We start from the raw sequence: 23530 nt of genomic DNA, 5'->3' as shown, positions 1-23530 counted from the left end.
GTTTCGACTTAATCTTTTAATATCCGCATCTCCACACGTCTGTTCTTGGCACGTGCTTCCGGGGTCATTTCGTTTGCAAGAGGTTGTGAGCCGCCAAACGCTTTTGTCTGGATTCTTCCCTTGGCTATACCTTTCTCAACCAGGTATTTCTTCACAGCATCTACACGACTCTGTGATAATTCCAGGTTTGCTTTCGGACTGCCTACGTTATCGGTATGGCCTTCCAGTTGTATCTCGATGCGCGTGTTCTCTTTCATCATCTGTACCACTTCGTCCAGTTCGGGATATGACTTCGGATCGATCACCGACTTACCTTGCGAGAAGATAAGGTGATTCAGAATGATCGTCTGTCCTTTAGACGTGAGCATGATATCACGAATAACTTTTTTATTGGCATCTATATCTTTCGGATCAACAATAACTGTACGCGGATTATAGCCCTCTGCGGCAGCCGTAATCTGGTATTTGGCTGTGCCGAAGATTGAAAAGGAAAATGTGCTGTCGTTGAAGCGGCCGAAGATGCTTCCGGTAGGAATACTGCTATAGCGGATATTAGCCTTTATACCTTTACCGGTGCGGGCATCTGTTATTTTACCTTCGGCTGTAATAGCATCGTTCTGAGCATAAAGTACATGAGCTCCGAAGATGATCAAAATGAGAGCGGTTAGTTTTTTCATAATGTTAAAAGTAGAAAAGCTTAACCACCTGAACAAAACTTATGCCGTGGATAATGTCTGAACATCGTTCTTATGATCTATACACAGACGGATGGATTCTGATTCACGCTGCTCTGCGTTTCTCGGTCGCATTATCTTTCTCAATCCAGCGAATGGCTTCACGCCACAAAACGGCTTCCATATGCTTGCGGAAGAATCCGAAATGTCCGACTTTCTTTTTCAATACATCTTCAGGTGTTAAATGCCAGTGTTCTACTTTCAGATTCTTGTAAAAATGCTGCAGGTCGTGAACCGCATCGAGTGGCGCAAGTGTATCATCTGAAAAGCTGATCATCAACGTACGTTGATGCAATGCTTCGAATGATTTTTGCCCGGCCGGTAATTCATCAAATATATAGTTCTTGTTGCGTCCCCAGCGCGACCATTGTTTTGCTACCTCGGCAGGAAGATCTTCAAACATGCGTAATCGCGAGGCAGGAAAATAACCGAATAACTTTGTCAACACCGGTATAGCCATATACCAGAACCAGAGCAGCTTTAACTTCATACGCCACCCGGTATAATTTTTCCAGTACGGAGTTTGTGAACCGATCATGATGAAAGCTTCCGCTTGCCTGGAAAGGTTTGACATACCGATGAGTTGCCCGCCAATACTATGTCCTACAATGATCAGCTGCGATAACGGGTGAGCTTTGTTAATGTGACTGATCATGGCATCTATATCTACCGACCAGTCGTGCATATCATACAAAGCATCGCTCAGATCTTCAGGACGGGAATTACCTATACCTCGATAATCGAAAGTATATACCTGGAAACCTTCGGAAGCCAGCCACTTGGCAAAATCACTGTAATACTGTTGTCGTACACCGGTTGCTGAGTTGATCAGCGCTACCTTTTCATGTGGGTTCTTCGCTGCATACCATGTGGCCGAGAGGTGCACACCATCACGCGCTACCACATTCAATACTTCTTTCATAACGTCTTTAAAGGGATCTTTTAAAGACTCTTAGAACTTGAATATGCACGTTAAGGTTGCGTTTGTCTCGCAAATGTTGACATCACATGAACATGTGTTAATCCCAGCGCCCTTTGCCTTTTGAAAAGCTATAGCGACCTGCTCCGGTAAAGACGAGAGCAAGGGCGGTGAGAAGAAAAAGCATATTGGTTTCAATCATCCAGCCACCATAGTCATTTACTTTGAAAGCTATATCGCGGTGAGCAACCCATATAGTCATGAGCATATTTATTACGATAACAATAGCCGCCAACCTTGTTTTATACCCCACAATAACCAACGCAGGTGCGATCGCTTCGCCAATGATACTGCCATAAGCAGTAACTGCCGGAAGACCGGCAGCTACAACTATATTTTTTACATGTTCTATATCGGTGAATATTTTAAATATACCATGAAAGATCAGTATACCTCCACAAGTCAATCGCAGTATAAGTCTGGCCAGATCATCGTTGTGGAGTAGCATGGTATATATCAGTTAGCGATGGGAATGGATTTTACTTCTTCACTTGTATCCGGTATAGGATAATCGAACAAACCAAATTCCTTAATGGCTTCTTCCACTTTGTGTGGTACAAATTTTTCCCAGCCATTTTCTCCTTTGCGGATCATGGATAGTACATTATCGGAAATGATGTGCAGCTTGCGTGTATCGGCATCGTTCACGTCTTCCAGCTTATTGTTGTCCATCAAATAACGGAAGAGGTTTTGCAGGTTGGGCGGCAACTCCTGCTCAAAATCTTTCAGCGTGAACAACTCCTGCGAGCCAACGCGAAGAGCCGGGTATATATATAGTTTTACGTTCGATCCGAAGAGCGAAGCGAAACACTCCAATATACCTCCACGCGTGTTCTCGTATGTCTTCTCGTCAAAAACTTTCTGCAACGCATATATACCCATGATGATACCTATCTTCTTCCCTTTCGTGATCTTGGAGAGATAGTCTACCAGGCGGTAATATTCGAAGTAATTCGAGATGAGTACGTTCTGGCCGAGTGAACAAAGTATATCGGCACGGTGCAGGAAGTCGCGTTCATCGATCTTTCCATCCGGGCTCAGGTCATTCAGCGTAAGTTCGGATAGCAATACAATTTTGGAACGGTCTACATCCTGTTCCTGCTTGAAATGCCTGCGCGATGTGAGCAGCATATCTACGTTAACATGCGTAGGTGGTCTGAAGCGACCGCGCAGCACAAGTACATTCTTTTTATAGAGTTCATCCGTAGGCTGCATTACGTTTCCATCCGGACCAAACATGGCCGCTTTCGTCAAACCATTCTTCACCATCTTGAGCGCCATCAAACGGTTGTCAACGTGCTTGAAGTCTGGCCCCGACAGACGGAACATATCAATTTCGATTCTGCGTTGTGTCAGTCCATCCAGCAGCGACATGAGTATATCTTCCGGATTGCTCATGAAGTTACAAGCGTATAACAAATTAACCCCCACTATACCAAGCGCAAGTTGCTGTTGCAGCTGATCGGTGTCGTGCATCTTTACATGAATCACACAATCATTCGGTTCACTTTTGGGTGTAAGTTGAAACCGGAGTCCGATCCAGCCGTGTCCCTGGTTGGTGCGCTCGTAGTTGAGAATCTCAACGGTATCAGCAAACGCGAAGAACCGTGTGTTATCGATGCGATGTGGTAATCGTTCCGGCAACAGTACATACTCGTGATCGAGCATGCGAAGAAGTCGATCTTCACAAACGTAGCGATCGCCCACGCCATAGATCGCGTCACTGAACTTCATGTCGTAAGCCGACATGGTCTTAGCAACTGTTCCGGAAGCACCCCCTACTTTAAAAAAATTTGCAGCTACCTCCTGTCCCGCTCCTATTTCAGCAAACGATCCGTAAATTGATTTACTTAAATTGATCCTCAGGGCTTTCTCCTGCGTGGTAAGTTTTCTGAATTCTTCCATAAGCTGTCTCCTGCTTTCGCGCCTAATTTACCGTTAATGCCAAACGGTTAAAAGTTAAATGTATATAAAGTTTATACGCATAACTCGCCATTTGTATGTAAAGTTTTGACATGTAGGAATTTGCGTGCATCTAAAAAAAATGAGGGCAGCTGTTATGCTGCCCTCCTGATGTTATTATTTAGTCGCAAATTTTGCCTGTGCTTCGCGTTTGATCTCTTCCCATTCGTCAACCGGTGGAGGAGTACCTTTGTGAAACTCCTCGAGCAACCACGTAACCAGTTCACGTCTCATGCCAAACTGCTCCACGGCATCTTCGCAGAAACTTACCTCGTGCTGATCCACTACATCATCGGCATATACCATGAGTATAAGATCGTATAGCAGGTTCATGCGGTCGTTATGATTATCGGGCACGTTGATCTGATATTTTTCATCGCTGTCTACCAGTTCTTTTACCTGGCGATCTTTTAGTCCGTAACGTTTACCGATCTTATATAGCAATGCTTCTTCAGCTTCGTGCATGTGACCATCGACCTTGGCCAGGGCAAGAAGATTCTTAATGTGATTTTTTTTGTACGACAGATACTGGTGCTCGAAAAAGCCAATCATAGTTTATAGGTTTATAGGAAGTTACAATGCTTATAATCGATAGTCAACTATTGATAGCGTTATTTCTCCCCGGCAGCAAGCTGCCCCTACTTCGTTACATCTTCCCCTATATATCTGCACCACCGAGAGAGTTTTTGTTTACAAACTTAGTTGTTCTTATACCTAAGCGGCTGCGGCTGCCTCCTGCTCTTTAAGCGCACGCCTTAAAATTTTACCCACATTGGTCTTCGGAAGTTCAGTTCTGAATTCAATGTGCTTCGGTACTTTATAGTTCGTGAGGTTTTCATGGAAGAAAGTTTTCAGTTCATCTTCGGTGAGACTCTGATCCTTCTTCACGATGAAGACTTTTATTACTTCGCCTGATTTTGCATCGGGTACTCCGATCGCGGCTACTTCCAATACTTTTGGATGTGCAGCCACTACATTTTCAATTTCATTCGGAAAAACATTGAAGCCGGATACCTTGATCATGTCTTTCTTGCGATCAACGATCTTGAAATATCCATCCGTATCCATCTTCCCTATATCTCCGGTGCGGAACCATTCATTATGAAAGAACACACCGTCATTATCTTTCTCCCAATAACCCGACATTACCTGCGGACCGCGTGCACAGATCTCGCCTGTTTCTCCCTGTGGCAATTGATTTCCGTTGTCATCAAATATAGCTACCTCTGTACTTGGCATGGGTAAACCGATTGTACCTAAACGATGCTGTCCGTCAAGCGGATTGCAACATAATACAGGAGATGTCTCACTCAATCCGTAACCTTCCACCAAAGGTTTGCCGGTAACTTCTTCCCAGCGCTTGGCCACTATATCTTGCACAGCCATACCACCGCCAACAGCACCTTTCAACACAGAGAAGTCAAGATCTTTGAAACCCGGTGTATTCAGCAAACCATTAAAGAGAGTATTGACACCTGTGATAATGGTGAATCTATGTTTCTGCAATTCTTTTACAAAGCCCTTCATGTCGCGCGGGTTGGTGATCATCACGCTCTTCACACCGGTGCTGAACATCAGGAATCCATTTACCGTCAACGCGAAAATGTGATACATCGGTATAGCTGTAATAATAAGATCATTACCGTCTTTCGACATATAGGGCTTGAACCACTCGGTGATCATCGAGTTGTGTGCAATGATATTACCGTGCGAAAGTTTGGCACCTTTTGATACACCTGTGGTACCACCGGTATATTGCAGCACGGCTATATCTTTTACCGAAAGTTCAGGCTTGCTGTAGGACAGTGATGCACCTTTCTTCATAGCCTCTTTAAAAGGAATGATGTTCGGTAAAGTATAGTCGGGCACCATTTTCTTGATATACTTCACCACAAAGTTCACGAGCGATCCTTTCAATCCACCGAGCATGTCACCGAGTTGCGTAACGATGATGTGTTTAATGGATGTGTTTGCAAGTATCTTCTCCAGGTGGCTGGCAAAGTTTGCTACAATAACAATAGCTGTAACACCAGCGTCCTTGAACTGATGTTCCATTTCGCGCGGAGTATATAGCGGGTTGGTATTTACTACCGTAAGTCCGGCACGCAGCGCACCAAAGAAAGCAATCGGAAATTGCAGCAGGTTGGGCATTTGTATAGCGATGCGATCGCCCTTCTTCAACCCGAGACTTTGCAGATACGCCGCGAAGTCTCTTGACAGTTTATCGATCTCGGCAAAAGTCATCTCCTTTCCCATATTCACAAAAGCCACCTTATCGCGATACTTCGCACAGCTTTTTTCAAAGAGATCGACCAGAGAAGAATAGTCATACAAGTTAATTTCGTGAGGGGTGCCTTTTGGGTAATGCTTAAACCACGGGAAATCCTTCATAACATCTACGCTTTCTTAAAAAATAATCCTTCAAATTTACAGATTTCCAAAGCAAACGATTGTTTATCAGCAAATCAAATTAGATCGCAAAGATTTATCACGTTTGGGGGATGAAAACAATGTTTAGATGAAGAAATAACAGAAAAGTAGCGGCATCGTTAAAAAAATAAAACCCGCCTCTCCTGGAGAAGCGGGTAGCTCTGAATAACTCATTAACCTAAACTGAGCTGCTGTAGGAGAAGGATTCGAACCTCCACGAAGCGGTTAGGCGCTGACCTGATCTTGTCCGATTTGAACGGGATCAGGGTGCATTGCTTTGTTCCGTTTACCTCCACCCCCGAGACCGGAGGGCATGTCTGCCAATTTCAACACCCTACAATATATTTGTGTGGTTGGTTGTGTGTGTGATGCTCCCGATAGCTATCGGGAGACTTTGCTGTAGAGGGAGGGCTCGAACCTCCACGGAGCAGTTAGGTCGCCAAAGGCTGGACTTTATCCCGTTACCTCCACCCTCGAGACCGGAGGGCATGTCTGCCAAATTCCAACACCCTACAATGGGTTTGTGTGGGCTTTGAGTGTGTGTGTGATCAGTGCGTCTCGTTGTAAATTATGTAACAAAGTAACACCAAAACTGCTGCTCGAATCAATAAACATTAATAATATTTATATACTTTTCAATTTTATTTCATATTTTTGAATTAAAACTAAAACCAGTTTTATATATGGCCGAAAATTATAAAGTTGACAATGTGGATCTGAAGATTCTGGAGATTCTGATGCAGGATGCCAAGAAACCCTATACCGAAGTGGCCAAAAAAGCTTTTGTTTCGGGTGGTACAGTCCACGTTCGCATGAATAAAATGGAAGAAGCCGGCATTGTTGAGAAGACTACGCTAAAGGTAAACTACGCCAAGCTTGGTTATGACATCACGGCTTTTATCGGGATATTCCTGCAGAAGAGCGCACTCTACGATCAGGTAATGGCAAAACTCAAAGCGATTCCCGAGATCACCAGCATTCATTATACAACGGGTAACTATAGTATGTTTACCAAAATACATTGCAAAGACACCAATCACCTGAAGCAAGTACTTCATGATAAAATACAACAGGTGGAAGGTATTGAGCGTACTGAAACGATGATCTCATTGGAAGAAAGTCTCGATCGCAGTTTGAATCTCACCTAGTACTTACATCGATATTCAACCAACTTACAACCTCACGACAACGCATTGAAATCCCGAACCTCGCTTCGGGATTTTTTATGTGATTGATTTTGAAAGAGTTGTCGTAAATACGTACATGTGTTTGCAATTTCTATTAGGCAATAGAAAACTTCTATGGGGAAATAAACGGGCCTAAGAACCTAAAAATTTCATTTTTGTTATAGCTTTGTAGGTTTATAATCAGTCTAAATAGACGAACTGAATGAGTAAAGATAATCAGGTATTAGAGGAGCTGACCTCCAAGGAATACGAGCACGGCTGGACCACCAACTTCGAGACCGATTCTGCTCCCAAAGGGTTGAACGAGGACATCATCCGGTTTATCTCTTCCAAGAAAAACGAACCCGAGTGGTTGCTCGAGTGGCGCCTTTCCGCTTATCGCCAGTGGACAAAAATGAAAGAACCCACCTGGCCGAACGTTACCTACCCTCCTATTAATTATCAGGACGTTATTTATTACTCTGCCCCCAAGCAAAAAGCAACTCCTAAAAACCTGGAGGACGTTGATCCTGAGCTGATCAAGACTTTCGAAAAGCTGGGTATATCTTTAACAGAACAGAAAAGACTAACCGGTGTAGCCGTGGATGCTGTTATCGATAGCGTTTCGGTTGCTACTACGTTTAAAGAAACACTGGGCGAACTGGGGATCATCTTCTGCTCGTTCAGCGAAGCCGTACAAAAACACCCTGACCTTGTGAAGAAGTATATGGGTTCGGTTGTGCCGGTAAACGATAATTACTTTGCAGCGCTTAACTCCGCTGTGTTTACAGACGGATCGTTCTGCTATATTCCCAAAGGTGTTCGTTGCCCGATGGAACTCTCTACATACTTCAGAATTAACGCAGCGAATACGGGCCAGTTTGAGAGAACATTGATCGTAGCCGATGAAGGTTCTTACGTCAGTTACCTCGAAGGCTGTACCGCTCCTATGCGCGATGAGAATCAATTACACGCAGCGGTAGTTGAAATCTACGCGATGAAAGATGCACAGGTAAAATACTCAACCGTACAAAACTGGTACCCGGGTGATAAAGAAGGTAAAGGCGGTATCTATAACTTTGTAACGAAGCGCGGCCTTTGCTTTGGCGATGGTTCTAAAATTTCATGGACACAGGTTGAAACCGGATCGGCTATAACCTGGAAATATCCTTCGTGTATATTGAAAGGTGATAACTCCATGGGTGAGTTTTACTCCGTAGCCGTTACCAACAACTATCAGCAGGCTGATACCGGTACGAAGATGATTCACATCGGTAAGAACACCAAGTCGCGCATCGTATCGAAAGGTATATCTGCAGGACACTCGCAGAATAGCTACCGTGGACAAGTTCACATCATGAAACGCGCAGAAGGTGCACGCAACTTCTCACAGTGTGACTCATTGTTGATGGGTGACAAATGCGGAGCGCACACCTTCCCGTATATAGATGTTGAAAATAACTCAGCCAAGATCGAGCACGAAGCTACAACATCCAAGATTGGTGAAGACCAGATCTTCTACTGCCTGCAACGCGGTATCGATGAAGAATCTGCTGTAGCACTGATCGTGAATGGTTATGCCAAAGAAGTACTCAACCAACTCCCGATGGAGTTTGCTGTGGAAGCACAAAAACTACTGGCATTGACCCTGGAGGGAAGTGTAGGATAATTTACGTGTGAAGCATAAATCCTTCATACACCAAAACATATAGTATATAAAGCAAAGAAGATATAGCGATGTTAACAATAAAGAATCTGCAAGCGAAGATCGGAGACAAACAAATACTGAACGGTATCAATCTGGAAGTAAAACCGGGTGAAGTGCACGCCATCATGGGCCCTAACGGTTCTGGTAAGAGTACACTTGCATCGGTACTGGCAGGCCGTGAAGAATATGAAGTTACCGGTGGTGAAGTTGAGTTCCTCGGAAAAGATCTGCTCGAACTGGAACCGGAAGAACGTGCCCGCGAAGGTATGTTTCTCGCATTTCAATACCCGGTGGAAATTCCGGGCGTAAGCACTATCAACTTCATGAAGACTGCTGTGAACCAGATTCGTGAACACCGCGGACAACCTGCACTTGACGCTGTATCGTTCCTCGGACTGATGCGCGAAAAGATGAAGCTTGTGGAGATCGATCAATCACTGTTGAATCGTTCCCTCAACGAAGGTTTCTCCGGTGGTGAGAAGAAGCGCAACGAGATCTTCCAGATGGCGATGCTTGAACCAAAGCTTGCTATACTTGATGAGACAGACTCTGGTCTTGACATCGATGCGTTGAAGATCGTTTCAAATGGCGTTAACAAACTTCGTAATAAATCAAACGCAGTTATTGTAGTAACACACTATCAGCGACTGCTGGATTATATCGTACCTGATTTTGTACACGTACTTTACAAAGGGAAGATCGTGAAGTCAGGCACGAAAGAATTAGCACTGGAGCTCGAAGCAAAAGGCTATGACTGGATTAAGGATGAAGTTTCAGTAGCTTAATGCAAGAACGATGAGTGTTGCTGTATCTGAAAAAAATATCACGTCCGAGATTGCTGCAGGCATTGAGAAGAGTCTGAAGACTGCATCTTCGGAAACTGCTCTTCGCAAGGAAGCGCTGGAGAATTTCCGTACGCTTGGACTTCCTGCAAACAAAGCAGAAGAGTATAAATTCACACCGATAACCCGATCACTGGAGAAGAACTTCAATTTCGCTCTGCAGAATCCGGTTTCCAAAATCAATAACGTTTCTGACTATACCATTGCCGGAGTTGAAGCTGATGTACTGGTATTTGTAAACGGGGTGTTTTCGAAGGAAACATCTTCGATCAAATCAACCGGGCTTACCGTTCTTACTTTACAGGAAGCACTGTCTACCAAGACTGATCTTGTATTGAAGCACCTGGGTAAATATGCGGATGCAAAGGCTGATGCATTTATAGCCTGGAACACGGCCGCATTTCAGGATGGTGTATTTATATACGTTCCTGACAACACAGTAGTGGAGAAGCCTGTTGTACTTCACCATATACACGATGCTGCACAAGGTCAGGTGATATCGGTTAACCGTAACCTGATTGTTGTAGGCAAGAGCAGCGAGCTGACTGTATTGGAGAAATTCGATTCAACCGGTTCAGCAAACTTCTCGAATACGGTAACAGAAGCCGTTGTGGCCGAGAATGCAGCTCTCAATCTATACTCCATTCAAAACGATAACGGACCTCGCTATCAGTTCGGTCTTACACAGATATACCAGTCTAACTTCAGCCGTGTTAATACCTATACCTTTACCCTGAGTGGTAAACTGGTACGAAACAACCTGCAGTTTGTGCTGGATGGTGAAGGAATTGAATCGCACATGTACGGACTATATTTGCTGACAAACGATACACTGGCGGATAACCATACCGTTGTTGATCACCGGAAGCCTAATTCATTCAGCAATGAAATGTATAAAGGTATTATGGATGGCAGCTCCAAAGGCGTGTTCAACGGTAAGATCTACGTGCGTCCTAATGCTCAGAAAACAAATGCCTTCCAGGCAAACCGGAATATACTGCTCACCGATAAAGCTACGGTAAACACCAAACCACAGCTTGAGATCTGGGCAGATGATGTAAAATGTTCGCACGGTTGTACTACGGGGCAGTTGGATGAAGAAGCACTCTTCTATCTGCAGGCACGCGGTATCAGTAAAGAAACAGCACAGGCTATGATGCTCTACGCGTTCGCGGGCGAAGTACTGGACAATGTGAAGCACCCTGTGATCAAAGAATATCTCGACAACGTAATCAGCGAAAGGTTACATAAAAACTTTTAGGTATGGTTTCCTCCTCTCCTGCTATAGCCGGTAAACTTGATATTGAAGCGATCCGAAAACAATTTCCGATCCTTCATCAACAGGTTAACGGTCGCGATTTAGTATATCTTGATAACGCTGCTACTTCGCAGAAGCCGCTGGTTGTGATCGATGCCTTGATCGATTATTATAAAAGCTACAATGCCAATATACACCGCGGTATACATACACTGGCGGAGAAAGCAACGAAAGCCTACGAAGAGACGCGCCATACAGCACAGCGTTTTATCAACGCGAAGTCTGAACAAGAGATCATCTTTACGAGAGGCGTAACCGAAGGTATAAACCTGGTGGCATCATCGTATGGAAGGGCTTTTATAAAAGAAGGTGACGAGATTATTATATCGGGCCTGGAGCATCACTCGAACATTGTACCGTGGCAACTGGTATGTGAAGAGAAGAAAGCAAAACTGCAGGTGATCCCGGTATCTCCGGAAGGTGAACTTGATCTGGATACTTTCAAAAAGATACTCTCCGGTAAAACAAAGATTGTAGCCATCAACCATGCTTCCAACAGCCTGGGAACGATTAACCCTGTGAAGGAAGTAATCAAACTGGCGCATGAAGTTGGCGCTGTTGTTTTGATTGATGGTGCACAAGCAGGTGCTCACTTAGAGATTGACGTGCAGGACATGGATTGTGATTTCTACTGCCTGTCTGCACACAAAATGTACGGTCCTACCGGCACTGGTATACTCTACGGTAAAAAAGAACTTCTTGAAAAGATGCCTCCCTACCATGGTGGCGGTGAAATGATCAAGGAAGTTACGTTCGAGAAAACTACATACAACGACCTTCCCTATAAATTCGAAGCGGGTACTCCGAACATTGCCGATGTAGTAGCCTATAAATATGCTTTCGATTTTATCAATGAACTGGGTCGTGAAAATATAGCGGCACATGAACATGAGCTGTTAACCTACGCAACAGAACGCGTTTCGAAACTGAAATCGGTGAAGCTTGTGGGTACTGCCAAAAACAAAGTGGGCGTTTTAGCTTTCACGGTGGAAGGCATTCACCACTTCGATATTGGCCAGATGCTGGATGCGCGCGGTATCGCGGTTCGCACCGGGCATCATTGCACACAACCTCTCATGACTTGCTATGGCATTGAAGGAACTGTAAGGGCTTCGTTCGCGGTTTATAATACTAAGAAAGAGGTTGATCAGCTCGTAGAGGGTTTGGAGCGGGTCATTAACTTCATGAAGTAAACAATGACGATCAATCAGATACAAGACGAGATCATAAGTGAGTTTTCGCTGCTGGATGGTGATATGGAAATGACGGTCTTCTACATTATGGAGCTGGGCCAGAAATTACCTGTAATGCCTGAAGTTGATAAAACAGAAGATAACGTTGTAAAAGGATGCCAGTCGAAAGTATGGTTAACCAGCAAACTGGAAGACAACAAGCTATACTTCACAGCCGATAGCAACACTGCGATAACAAAAGGATTGGTAAGTCTGCTGGTGCGCATTTTCAATGGCCAGACGCCTGATGTGATCCTGAATGCTGATCTTTACTTCATGAACAAGATTGGTATGGAACGATTCATCGGCACACAGCGTTCGAATGGTTTTGCAGCCATGATCAAACAAATGAAATTGTATGCGCTTGCCTTTAAAACCAAAATGGAAGTTAAGTCATGAGTGAGCAGGTTGAAAATCTGAATGTATCGCAAACCACAATTCCTGAGCTTCGGGATAAAGTGATACAAGCCATTAAAACGGTTTATGATCCTGAAATTCCGGTAGATGTATACGAGTTAGGCCTTATTTACGAAATCAACATCTACCCGGTAAACAATGTATATATTCAGATGACGCTTACTTCGCCTTCGTGCCCTTCGGCCGAAGTGATTCCCGGAGAAGTGGAACAAAAAATAAAAGCTATTGAAGGCATCAACGATGTGAAAGTCGAGATTACCTTTGATCCTCCCTACTCGCAGGACATGATGAGCGAGGCTGCCAAACTTGAACTAGGATTTCTATAATTTGTTATACTATCAGATTTAACTGTCAATAAAACTATGTATCCCGAACAATTAGTAGCACCCATGCGCACCGACCTGACGAGCGCTGGATTTGCTGAACTAAAAACTTCTGACGAAGTAGATAGCTACCTTCAAAACAAGAAAGGAACGATCCTGCTGGTGATCAACTCAGTTTGTGGTTGTGCTGCTGGTGCTGCAAGACCAGGCGTTAAGTGGGCGTTGCAGTCATCTCCTAAGAAACCGGATAACCTGGCTACTGTTTTTGCCGGTGTTGATAAAGAAGCGGTTTCAAAGGCAAGAGAATATACACTGCCTTATCCGCCATCTTCTCCGGCCATAGCATTGTTTAAAGATGGTGAGCTGGTGCACTTCGTAGAGCGCCACCACATCGAAGGCAGAAATGCCCAGATGATCGGCCAGCACCTGGTAGAAGTATTCGATGAATATTGCTAATAAAACAAAAGCGGGTTTAGAGCCCGCTTTTTATTTAAAGTATATACGGGAGTGATCAGTTGATCACTCCTTTTTTGTTGCCGTTTATATCAAGCTCGATGATCTCGTAACCTAAACGTTTAAGCCCGGGAAGTATCGTAGTCTTATCGCCTACCAGCAGTATATTCATTTTGGAAGTATCGATCCACTGCTTAGCGAGTTTGTTCAACTCATCTTTTGAAATCGTGCTTACAATCTTGCTTTGCTGTTCTACAAAGTTACCCGGTAAATTATAGCGGAGAATGTTCGCGATGAACGCTGTTTTCTGAAAGCCTGTTTCATAGCGCAATGCATCGCGCTGACCGATAGCACTTCGCATAAACAGAAGCTCACTATCTTGTATACCGCTCTTCGCATAGGTGTTTAGCTCGTTCAGCACTTCTACCAAAGCGCTGTCCGTAGCAGCAGCTTTTATACCGGCACTGAATACAAACTCGCCGCTATATTTATCACCGCTAAAGCCAGAGCGTGCTCCGTAGGTCCAGCCTTTGTCTTCGCGCAGGTTCAGATTTATGCGACTGTTAAAAGCTCCACCCAGTGCATAGTTCATCAAACCTGTTTTATAGTACTCACCGGTAGCATCATATTTCAAGCCGGTAACATAGCCTACACGAAACTCGGTCTGTGCTGCTTTTGGTACATCTACTATATAAATACGAGTCTTGTCGATGGCAGGAGCTTTTGCTGGTGTAGCCAGTTTTACATCTTTAGCAGGAAGCTTCTTCAGGAAATCGAGCTTGCCAAGAATGGTTGCCTGCTTTACATCGCCCACTACCACTACATCCACACCGGTTGATGTGATATAGTTGCTGTAGTAATCCTCAACATCCTTAAGTGTTAAATTCTTAACGGTATACTCTGATCCGACATCATTCAATCCCAAGATATTATCGCCACCATAATTAAGCTTGGTATATAATTCACTGGCAATGATGGCTGGCTGTGACTTGCGTTGCTTGAAACCTTCTATAGTTTGCTTCTGAATTCGCGCGAAAGCCTCCGGAGTAAATTTAGGACGCAGCATGCGCTCTTCCAGCAATGCCATAGTTTTTGCCTTGTCCTAAAATTTCTGCGAGGCAATCCAGTGCCGGTTCATCCGGATGGTAACTTGGTACGGTTGGGTATGTAATAACAAGTTGTGGCAGGCGCGCATAATTATCAACCAATGTTGCATAGCGATCGCTTGAAACTACTGGTGCCGGCAGTTTCATGTTCTGCACTTCCGGACCTTTCGGTATAGAACCAAAGTATTTCTCAACAAGCTTTACAACATCAGCAGCTTTTACATCACCGCCTACCGTTACCGTTGCGTTGTTCGGTCCATACCAGCGCAGAAAGAAATTCTTGAGGTCATTTACGTTAACACGATTCAGGTCTTCAATATACCCGATCGTTAACCAGGAGTATGGATGACCATACGGGTATAGATTGCGGGCAATGGTCTCACCTACCAATCCATACGGACGGTTATCATAGTTTTGTCCACGCTCGTTCTTTACAGTAGCACGCTGTATCTCAAATTTTTTCTGCGTTACAGCATCGAGTAAAAAGCCCATGCGATCCGCTTCGAGCCACAACATTTTTTCCAACTGGTTACTCGGAACGGTTTCAAAATAATTAGTACGATCACGATTCGTTGTTCCGTTCAGCGTTCCTCCGGATTCGGTTACGATCTTAAAGTGTTGTTCATCACCAACGTTATCACTTCCCTGGAACATCATGTGTTCGAAGAAGTGTGCGAAGCCCGACTTACCAATTTCTTCACGGGCAGATCCCACGTGATACGTTACATCAACATGTACAATCGGATCGCTGTGATCTTCATGCACAATTACCGTAAGCCCATTGGGCAATACATACTTTTCATAGGGAATAACAACCTGGTCTCCCTTCTGCTCAACTTTTTCAACGAGCTTCACCTGCGCCATCATCAATTGTGGTGCAAGTGCCAATGCCAGGACTAGCAGTTTCTTCATAAATACCTTTTCAGATTTGGGTTAGTTTACTATATATGAGTTATTTACAGTGTTGCAAATACACTAAAATCCAACCCTGAAAAGAATTGATTTCTGACGAGCGCTATATAGAAGAAGGCAATGGTATAATTAGGTGAGGCTCCGCTCCAGCATGAGTCGGGTTTCTTCGAGATCAAGTTCATACTCTATTCTTCGAAGTACTTCATCACTGATGGCACCTTCTCTGCGCATGCGAATCAGGTCCGCGCGCTCTTTATGTAACAGCTCCTGCTGGAGCCGGTGGAATTCGTGGATCTGCTCATCGTTGAGGCGTTGCTCGGTCTGATCTTTCCGCAATCGCTGAATACGAATTTCATACTTTGTTTTGATTTGGTTCAATACCTCATCGCTCAACGTCAGTGCATAATTTTCTTCGATGTGTTCGATGACAGATGAAGCCAGCACCAATCTTGCACGCTGTTCGTCCTGGTGATCTTTTCCATCCGATTGAATTCCTAACCAGTTAATTAACGGGCGAAGTGTTAATCCCTGAAGCACAAGTGTTGAGAAGATCACACAAAAGGTAAGGAATATAATAAGGTTCCGTTGTGGAAATGGAGTTGATCCATTGATGGTGATCGGTAAAGCCAACGCAGCCGCCAGTGACACAACGCCTCGCATACCCGACCATGCCACAATGGTAGTAATTTTAATGTTGGTATCAGGCTCTTGTTCGCAAACACGTTTGCTGAGCCAGCGTGGGATATAGGTTCCGGGATATACCCATATAATTCTACCGATGATTACCGCTATACTGATGATGACTGCATACTTCCATGCCCAAAAAGAATTAGCACCGATGTTACCCACAATCTCGGGAAGTTGTAAACCGATGAGAATAAAAATGACTCCATTCAAAATGAAGAGTACAGTGTTCCATGAGCCATAGGCTTGCAGGCGCGTTTGTTGTGAAAAGACTTCACTGGAATTCCAGCTCACATATAAACCAGCAACCACTACGGCCAACACTCCGGAAATATGAATGGACTCGGCCCCTAAATATGCAACAAAGGGTGCCAGAAATGTAAGTGTAGTATCGGTTGTAGGATTATCAGGTGTAAACTTATGGATCCATTTAAAGATCACACCTACTGCCAATCCTAAAGCTATACCTCCGGTAGCCACTACAATGAACTGGATACCCGCATTCCACAAATTAAATGCTCCCGTAGCAACAGCCGCTACCGCATACCGATAGGCGATCAGACCCGTTGCATCATTCACAAGGCTCTCACCTTCCAGGATGGTGATAACACGTTTCGGTAAACTTAAACCTTTGGTTGCTGCCGTAGCGGCTACAGCATCGGGTGGCGAAATGACAGCACCGAGTACAAATGATTCGGCCCAGTTAAAACCAGGAATTACCAGGTGTGCCACCCACGCTACGGCACAGGTAGTAAAGATTACACACCCTATAGCCAATAAAGTTATAGGACGTTTCGCAGCTCTGAAATCCGGCCACGATGTATTCCATGCCGCAGAGTATAACACGGGTGGCAGAAAGATGAGGAAAACAACTTCCGGGTCAAGGGAAACAGAAGGCATACCTGGAATCATGCCAATGGCGATCCCGGCTATAACCAGGAGAATAGGATATGGTACTCTGATCTTATCCGTTACCTCTGCCAACGCAGTGACTACGGCAAGCAGAATTATAACAGTAGCTATATTTTGCATGCAGTGGGGTTAGTAAAAAACAGATGGCTGAACTCAGTAGCTGAATTTCGTGAGGAACTCCTCCAGTTCTTCCTTCAACGGTCTGTTATTTGCAACCCCCAATATATCATTTACCTGCTGATTTACCTTAACGTTCAGCTCGTGTAAACGAAGATGCTGGTTGATAAAAATAAATTCCAGCGGAGGGATCAGTTCTTTCAGCACATCGAGTATATCAATTACTTTCAGATTGCGCTCCACCAGGTTGTAGGTGCCGTTGGCAAGCTGTGCCGTTAACAAGTTGCCAAGCGCATTCGCCAGCATGTCAACATGAATGAATGTACGTGATTGTTTGCCATCGCCCTGTATAGTGATGAGCTTCATGAAGTTTGCTTCAAAGGCGAACTTGTTGATAACAGCATCAAAGCGCATGCTACGACTATATCCATATACATTTCCACAGCGCATGATATAAGTATCAATCTTTTCTGAAAGTCTGCGCACGTGTTCTTCGCCACGCAGTTTGGAGATCGCATAAAGTGTTTGTGGATCCGGAGCCGTTAACTCATCAGCCGCTTCTTTCGATGAGCCATAAACACCTGTGCTGCTGGTATATATAAATCGTTTAACGTTGCTCTCCTCTACCGCATATACAAGTTCGGCCGTGCCCCAGTGGTTAACCTGTTCGTACGAGTGCGCATCGGCATTGGCAAATGGTGTCGTTACTTTTGCGGCCAGGTGGTATACTACATCAACACCTTTCAGAACTTTACGGAGTGCCCGTGAATCCAGCAGCTCGCCCTTTACAAAAGTTATCTTCATGTGCTTCTGCAGACGCAGCCCGAGAAACATGTTGTAATTCGGACGACTCAGGTTATCGTATACAATGACTTGATCTACTTCTGGTTTTGCTATCAGCGCACTGATCAACTCAGTGCCTATATATCCGGCACCTCCGGTAACTAATACTTTCATGATGGGGTTGAAATACTACTTGTTGATTAAATCTGTATGCAGACCGCATTCTACTTTGTTCATACCGAACCAGCGTGCTTCACGCTCCTGCATTTCGGGGTCTAATTTACGGGTGCAAGGTTCACATCCTATACTGATGTATCCTTTTTCTTCCAGCGGATGCTTGGGTAAATTATACTCTTTCTGATACTGCCAGATCATCTTGGCGTTCCAGTCGAGCATCGGGTGAAAGCGTATACATCCGTGCTTGGCAGGTTGTTCTACTTTCATAGCAGCGCGCACAGCACTTTGGTCGGCACGCACTCCGTTTATCCATACATCGTGCGAAAGCAGTATGGCATCCGTTGGTTGAGTTTTATTCAGGTAGCAGCAGTGATCTGGATCGGATGTAAAGAGTAATCGTCCTTCAGCATCACGCTGCATAAACTTGGGCACGTCTGATTTAAGATCAACTATATTCAGACCAAACGCATTACCGATATAGTCTCTGAACTGCACCGTCTCCGGGAAGTGAAACCCCGTGTTGATGAAATATACCGGTATAGATTTATCAATACGACTCAGTATATGCAGCAATACCAGGCTGTGCGACTGGAACGATGAAGTCGTGAACAGCTTCTTGTCTTCGGCTTTGTAAGCTTCAAGCTTGGCCTTTATTTCTTCGATTTTCACTGTAATTCAACCATTAAGTAAACCACTCTAACTAGCTAATAATCAAAATAAAGATAAAGTTTTGTTGCATTATTACTTTATCGTTGTATATTAGCATTGTTCAATCCTAAACCTCATTAAAATTGAATCCGAAATATCGCATACTTTTAGCAGTATTACTCACGATACTTGCATTTTGCGGTCAGACTGTATTTGGGCAAACCCAAAATGATCGGCAAATAGTTCATGTTAATCATGAATCTGTTCATGTTTCATCCGACTTCAATGTACCGAATGGTTGTAAGGATGATACAGGGCCCGTATACAGTTTCAATCCTTAGATATACCTCACGGTATACTTTCTTAGCCGCAGATCTATATACTTGCCAGGTATATATCAGTACCTTATTGCAAACTACTTAAACGTGAAGGATCAGTAACGGAGCTATACCTTTACGATTAATCGTATTGTCTTACTCCTTGATTCTTACTCCTTACTTCTTAATCTTCTTACTCAACACCACAAGAAACCAGCCTCTCCTCTCCTTCCCTGCCCTGGATAAAAAAATTCAGTCTGAACCTTTTAATGGCAATCCTGTTTACCTTTATGACATGAAGATAAAGGTATCGCGCAAGGAACATTTTAATGCTGCCCATAGACTTTTTAATCCGGAGTGGTCGCCCGAAAAGAATCAGGAAGTATTCGGAAAGTGCAGCAATCCTAATTTTCATGGCCATAACTACGAAGTAATTGTCAGTGTGACTGGAGAACCAGACCCTGCCACAGGCTATGTGTATGATATGAAAGTGCTGAGCGATCTGGTAAAGCAACATGTGTTGAACAAGTTTGATCACCGTAACCTGAATCTTGACTTAGAATATTTTAAAGAACTAAACCCAACTGCTGAAAATATTGCCATTATAATCTGGAGAATACTACGGCAGCATATAGACTCTAAATTTGAATTGAAAATTACTTTGTATGAGACAGAAAGGAATTTCGTTGAATATCCAGCCAACTGATGCTGAAGATCTTTCGGAGGATCACGTTGGTACATCGGCCGAGACTCCGATGCGTGCCGATGCATTCGACCTGGATGATGAAGAGAAGATCGAGCAGATTGAAAAACACTTTCGCGAAATCATGACGATCCTCGGTCTTGATCTGACAGACGACAGTCTCAACGGAACTCCGCGCAGAGTAGCCAAGATGTATGTGAAGGAAGTGTTCAGCGGATTGAATCCCAAGAACCGTCCGCATCCACGACTCTTCGAGAACAAGTATAATTATGATCAGATGCTGGTGGAGAAAGACATCACGTTCTATTCACACTGCGAACATCACTTTGTGCCTATATATGGCAAGGCACATGTAGCATACTTCTCGAGTGGTAAAGTAATTGGCTTATCAAAGATCAATCGCATCGTACAATACTTCTCCAAACGTCCACAGGTACAAGAGCGTTTAACAGTACAGATCGGAAAAGAAATGCAGCGCGTATTACAGACAGAAGATATCGGTGTGGTGATAGATGCCAACCACATGTGTGTCGCTTCACGCGGAGTTGGTGATACAAACAGCAAAACTGGTACAGCTTATTTCTCAGGAAAATTCAATGATGAAAATATTAAACGCGAGTTCTTAAACTACATTAATAGCAAATAAAGGCCCGAAAGGGCCTTTTTAGTTGTGTGTTGGGAGATACGTGTTGTACCGGATTATTAAGGTATTCTGTCTAACGAATAGCATTAATGGTTAATTTGGTTGTACATAAAAAATAAGTTGTTAAACCCCAGACCCCCCATTACTATGTCATTTGAACAAGACATCCAACAGGAGGACTTTCAGAACGAGTATCAGAAAGCCTTATTGAACATGCTCTTCACCAATTACTACATGGTGGACAAGATGAATGGTGTTTTCAAAAAACACGACATTACACGTCAGCAGTACAACGTAATGAGAATCCTGAGAGGCCAGTTACCGGGTCACGCATCTATCAACCTTATCAAAGATCGTATGCTTGATAAGATGTCTGATGCATCACGGATTGTTGAACGCCTGCGTGTTAAAGGTTTTGTTACGCGCGAGTTCTGCGAGAAGGACAAGCGAAGCGTTGAAGTCAGAATCACCCAGACAGGCCTTGCAGTTCTTGACAAGATGCAAACTGAGGTGAATGCCTTCGAGGACATTTTACATAATCTCACAGAAGATGAAACCCACACTTTAAACCACTTGTTAGACAAAGTCAGAGGCTCTGATAAAGTAAAGCAAACGAGTACGAAGCAAACGCTCGAGGCGGAAACTTCTTCGCGATAAAAAAGTTTACTACTTTAGCATCGCTTTAAATTTAAACTCTTATGGTATTCGATTTAGAAATGATCAAGGCTTTGTATGCTAAGATGCCCGCACGCATAGCCAAAGCCCGAAAAGTTGTTAACCGTCCTCTTACGTTGTCAGAAAAAATATTGTACGCTCACCTCCATGAAGATCAAAAGCTGGAGAACTTTGGCCGTGGAAAGTCTTATGTAGATTTCGCTCCTGACCGTGTAGCCATGCAGGATGCCACCGCACAGATGGCATTGTTACAGTTCATGTCTGCAGGCAGACCGAAAGTAGCGGTGCCATCGACCGTACATTGTGACCACTTGATCGTTGCTAAAACAGGTGCTCAGGAAGATTTAGTAAACGCGAATGCAGAAAGTAAAGAGGTATATGATTTTCTTGCCTCTGTATCCAATAAGTATGGTATCGGCTTCTGGAAGCCAGGAGCCGGTATCATTCACCAGGTTGTGTTAGAGAACTACGCATTCCCCGGTGGTATGATGATCGGTACTGACTCGCACACGGTAAATGCCGGTGGTCTTGGTATGATTGCTATAGGTGTCGGTGGTGCTGATGCTGTTGATGTTATGTCAGGCATGGCATGGGAGTTGAAATTCCCTAAACTTATCGGTGTAAAACTTACCGGTAAATTAAATGGATGGGCTTCTGCTAAAGATGTTATTCTGAAAGTAGCAGGTATACTCACCGTTAAAGGAGGAACCGGTGCTATTGTTGAATACTTCGGTGAAGGTGCAGAGTCATTAAGCTGTACCGGTAAAGGTACCATCTGTAACATGGGTGCTGAAGTAGGTGCTACTACTTCTACCTTCGGTTATGATGAGTCAATGGAACGTTACCTTGAATCTACCGGCCGCTCAGAAGTTGCAAAACTTGCCAACGCTGTTAAAGAACATCTTAATGCTGACCCTGAAGTATATGCAGATCCTGACAAATACTTCGATCAGGTTGTTGAGATCAACCTCTCTGAACTTGAGCCACACCTGAATGGTCCGTTCACACCAGACCTGGCTACTCCTATATCTAAAATCAAAGAAGAAGCTGCAAAGAATGGCTGGCCTACTACTGTTGAAGTAGGATTGATCGGTTCATGTACAAACTCTTCTTACGAAGATATATCCCGCGCAGCCAGTCTTGCGAAACAGGTTGCTGAAAAAGGATTAAAGACGAAGGCAGAATTTACCATCACGCCAGGTTCAGAGCTTGTGCGCTATACCATTGAGCGCGATGGCTTTATTGATACATTCGATCAGATCGGTGCAAAAGTATTTGCGAATGCCTGCGGACCTTGTATCGGTATGTGGAGCCGCGTGGGTGCTGAGAAGAAAGAGAAGAACACCATCGTTCACTCCTTCAACCGTAACTTCCAGTCACGTAACGATGGCAACCCGAATACTTATGCATTCGTGGCTTCGCCTGAACTGGTAACAGCACTTGCTATAGCCGGTGATCTTACTTTCAACCCAACCACTGATTACCTCACCAACGAACGTGGTGAACAAGTGAAGCTTGACCCTCCTACCGGAGATGAGCTTCCTACAAAAGGTTTCGATGTTGAAGATCCTGGATTCCAGGCACCTGCTAAAGATGGCAGCAAAGTATCGGTAAAAGTAAATCCGGTATCAGATCGTTTGCAGTTACTCGATCCATTCAAACCTTGGGAAGGTAAAGATCTGAAAGGTCTTCGCTTACTCCTGAAAGCGAAAGGTAAATGTACTACTGACCACATCTCGATGGCGGGTAAATGGTTAAAATACCGCGGTCACCTCGATAACATTTCCAACAACTTGTTGATCGGTGCTACCAACGCTTTCAATGAAAAGATCAACAGCGTAAAGAATGGTCTTACTGCTGAGTACGATGAAGTACCAAAAGTACAACGCGCTTACAAAGCAGAAGGTATAGGATCAATCGTGGTTGGTGATGAGAACTACGGAGAAGGTTCATCACGCGAACACGCAGCGATGGAGCCACGCCACCTGGGTGTACGCGCTATACTTGTAAAATCATTTGCACGTATTCACGAAACGAACCTGAAGAAGCAAGGTATGCTTGCCCTTACGTTCGCTAACAAGGAAGACTATACCAAAATACAGGAAGACGATACATTTGATATCATCGGATTAACATCGTTCGCACCTGAAAAACCTCTTACGCTGGCAATTCACCATGCTGATGGATCTGAAGATAGCATCGTGGTAAATCATACGTACAATGCTAACCAGATCGAGTGGTTCAAAGCAGGTTCAGCATTGAACCTGATGGCGAAGAAATTTGCTGACG

20 protein-coding genes and 2 pseudogenes are annotated in these 23530 nt (G+C 44.2%); 12 read left to right on the top strand and 10 right to left on the bottom strand.

What is annotated here, in order from left to right; translation table 11 throughout:
- Positions 1 to 8: 8 nt before the first annotated feature.
- The 6 genes from ACFQ21_RS27295 to ACFQ21_RS27270 all read right to left on the bottom strand — a co-directional run bounded on the left by ACFQ21_RS27295 (position 9) and on the right by ACFQ21_RS27270 (position 6066).
- Positions 9 to 677, bottom strand: a complete 669-nt coding sequence (locus ACFQ21_RS27295) for an OmpA family protein (RefSeq protein ID WP_377585168.1) — start codon at positions 675 to 677, stop codon at positions 9 to 11.
- Positions 678 to 780: 103 nt separating this feature from the next.
- On the bottom strand, positions 781 to 1656 hold the full coding sequence (locus ACFQ21_RS27290) for an alpha/beta hydrolase family protein (RefSeq protein ID WP_377585165.1): 876 nt from the start codon (positions 1654 to 1656) through the stop codon (positions 781 to 783).
- 97 nt (positions 1657 to 1753) lie between these two features.
- Positions 1754 to 2161: a DoxX family protein gene (locus ACFQ21_RS27285; protein WP_377585162.1), complete on the bottom strand. Its 408-nt coding sequence runs from the start codon at positions 2159 to 2161 to the stop codon at positions 1754 to 1756.
- An 8-nt stretch (positions 2162 to 2169) separates the two neighbouring features.
- On the bottom strand, positions 2170 to 3618 hold the full coding sequence (locus ACFQ21_RS27280; RefSeq protein WP_377585159.1) for a TonB-dependent receptor: 1449 nt from the start codon (positions 3616 to 3618) through the stop codon (positions 2170 to 2172).
- 174 nt (positions 3619 to 3792) lie between these two features.
- Positions 3793 to 4227 carry a tellurite resistance TerB family protein gene (locus ACFQ21_RS27275; protein WP_377585157.1) on the bottom strand — a complete coding sequence of 145 codons (435 nt, stop codon included), beginning with the start codon at positions 4225 to 4227 and terminating at the stop codon, positions 3793 to 3795.
- A 162-nt stretch (positions 4228 to 4389) separates the two neighbouring features.
- Positions 4390 to 6066 (bottom strand): AMP-binding protein, encoded by a 1677-nt coding sequence (locus tag ACFQ21_RS27270; RefSeq protein ID WP_377585154.1) that lies wholly within the window; start codon positions 6064 to 6066, stop codon positions 4390 to 4392.
- A gap of 722 nt (positions 6067 to 6788) precedes the next feature.
- On the opposite strand from ACFQ21_RS27270, the gene ACFQ21_RS27265 reads away from it, so the two are divergent.
- The 8 genes from ACFQ21_RS27265 (at position 6789) to ACFQ21_RS27230 (ending at position 13567) form a co-directional block, all read left to right on the top strand.
- The gene (locus ACFQ21_RS27265; protein ID WP_079688822.1) at positions 6789 to 7253 is read left to right on the top strand and encodes an Lrp/AsnC ligand binding domain-containing protein; all 465 of its coding nucleotides are present in this window, start codon (positions 6789 to 6791) and stop codon (positions 7251 to 7253) included.
- Positions 7254 to 7494: 241 nt separating this feature from the next.
- Positions 7495 to 8940: a Fe-S cluster assembly protein SufB gene (sufB, locus tag ACFQ21_RS27260; RefSeq protein WP_377585151.1), complete on the top strand. Its 1446-nt coding sequence runs from the start codon at positions 7495 to 7497 to the stop codon at positions 8938 to 8940.
- A 68-nt stretch (positions 8941 to 9008) separates the two neighbouring features.
- Complete coding sequence (gene sufC, locus ACFQ21_RS27255; RefSeq protein WP_377585148.1) at positions 9009 to 9764, top strand: Fe-S cluster assembly ATPase SufC; 756 nt, start codon at positions 9009 to 9011, stop codon at positions 9762 to 9764.
- Between the two features lie 10 nt (positions 9765 to 9774).
- Entirely contained in the window at positions 9775 to 11082 is a 1308-nt protein-coding gene (gene sufD / locus ACFQ21_RS27250; protein ID WP_377585145.1) for a Fe-S cluster assembly protein SufD, read from the top strand.
- Between the two features lie 2 nt (positions 11083 to 11084).
- Entirely contained in the window at positions 11085 to 12332 is a 1248-nt protein-coding gene (locus tag ACFQ21_RS27245) for an aminotransferase class V-fold PLP-dependent enzyme (RefSeq protein WP_377585142.1), read from the top strand.
- Between the two features lie 3 nt (positions 12333 to 12335).
- Complete coding sequence (locus ACFQ21_RS27240) at positions 12336 to 12770, top strand: SufE family protein (RefSeq protein ID WP_377585140.1); 435 nt, start codon at positions 12336 to 12338, stop codon at positions 12768 to 12770.
- Positions 12767 to 13114, top strand: a complete 348-nt coding sequence (locus ACFQ21_RS27235) for an SUF system Fe-S cluster assembly protein (RefSeq protein WP_377585138.1) — start codon at positions 12767 to 12769, stop codon at positions 13112 to 13114. Before ACFQ21_RS27240 ends, ACFQ21_RS27235 begins: the two co-directional genes overlap by 4 nt.
- 36 nt (positions 13115 to 13150) lie before the next feature.
- Positions 13151 to 13567 (top strand): BrxA/BrxB family bacilliredoxin, encoded by a 417-nt coding sequence (locus ACFQ21_RS27230; RefSeq protein ID WP_377585135.1) that lies wholly within the window; start codon positions 13151 to 13153, stop codon positions 13565 to 13567.
- A 55-nt stretch (positions 13568 to 13622) separates the two neighbouring features.
- Here the strand turns inward: ACFQ21_RS27230 and ACFQ21_RS30550 are convergent.
- The 4 genes and pseudogenes from ACFQ21_RS30550 to ACFQ21_RS27205 all read right to left on the bottom strand — a co-directional run bounded on the left by ACFQ21_RS30550 (position 13623) and on the right by ACFQ21_RS27205 (position 18924).
- Positions 13623 to 15582: pseudogene (locus tag ACFQ21_RS30550) on the bottom strand (insulinase family protein).
- 129 nt (positions 15583 to 15711) lie between these two features.
- Positions 15712 to 17298, bottom strand: a complete 1587-nt coding sequence (locus tag ACFQ21_RS27215; RefSeq protein WP_377585128.1) for a Na+/H+ antiporter — start codon at positions 17296 to 17298, stop codon at positions 15712 to 15714.
- A 33-nt stretch (positions 17299 to 17331) separates the two neighbouring features.
- The gene (locus tag ACFQ21_RS27210) at positions 17332 to 18252 is read right to left on the bottom strand and encodes an NAD-dependent epimerase/dehydratase family protein (protein ID WP_377585126.1); all 921 of its coding nucleotides are present in this window, start codon (positions 18250 to 18252) and stop codon (positions 17332 to 17334) included.
- A gap of 15 nt (positions 18253 to 18267) precedes the next feature.
- Positions 18268 to 18924, bottom strand: a complete 657-nt coding sequence (locus tag ACFQ21_RS27205) for a phosphoadenylyl-sulfate reductase (protein WP_377585124.1) — start codon at positions 18922 to 18924, stop codon at positions 18268 to 18270.
- Between the two features lie 591 nt (positions 18925 to 19515).
- Here ACFQ21_RS27205 and ACFQ21_RS27200 point away from each other — a divergent pair.
- The 4 genes and pseudogenes from ACFQ21_RS27200 to ACFQ21_RS27185 all read left to right on the top strand — a co-directional run.
- Entirely contained in the window at positions 19516 to 19926 is a 411-nt protein-coding gene (locus ACFQ21_RS27200; RefSeq protein ID WP_377585122.1) for a 6-pyruvoyl trahydropterin synthase family protein, read from the top strand.
- Positions 19886 to 20569: a GTP cyclohydrolase I FolE gene (gene folE, locus ACFQ21_RS27195; protein ID WP_377585120.1), complete on the top strand. Its 684-nt coding sequence runs from the start codon at positions 19886 to 19888 to the stop codon at positions 20567 to 20569. Before ACFQ21_RS27200 ends, folE begins: the two co-directional genes overlap by 41 nt.
- Before the next feature lie 144 nt (positions 20570 to 20713).
- Positions 20714 to 21223 carry a MarR family winged helix-turn-helix transcriptional regulator gene (locus tag ACFQ21_RS27190; RefSeq protein WP_377585118.1) on the top strand — a complete coding sequence of 170 codons (510 nt, stop codon included), beginning with the start codon at positions 20714 to 20716 and terminating at the stop codon, positions 21221 to 21223.
- A 41-nt stretch (positions 21224 to 21264) separates the two neighbouring features.
- Positions 21265 to 23511 (top strand): annotated as a pseudogene (locus ACFQ21_RS27185) (aconitate hydratase); the annotation flags it as partial.
- Positions 23512 to 23530: the final 19 nt, after the last annotated feature.

The organism is Ohtaekwangia kribbensis (assembly GCF_042676245.1).
Classification (GTDB): domain Bacteria; phylum Bacteroidota; class Bacteroidia; order Cytophagales; family Cyclobacteriaceae; genus Ohtaekwangia; species Ohtaekwangia kribbensis.
Note: the sequence above shows the minus strand (reverse complement) of the source record. Positions and strands in the feature narration are given on the sequence as shown.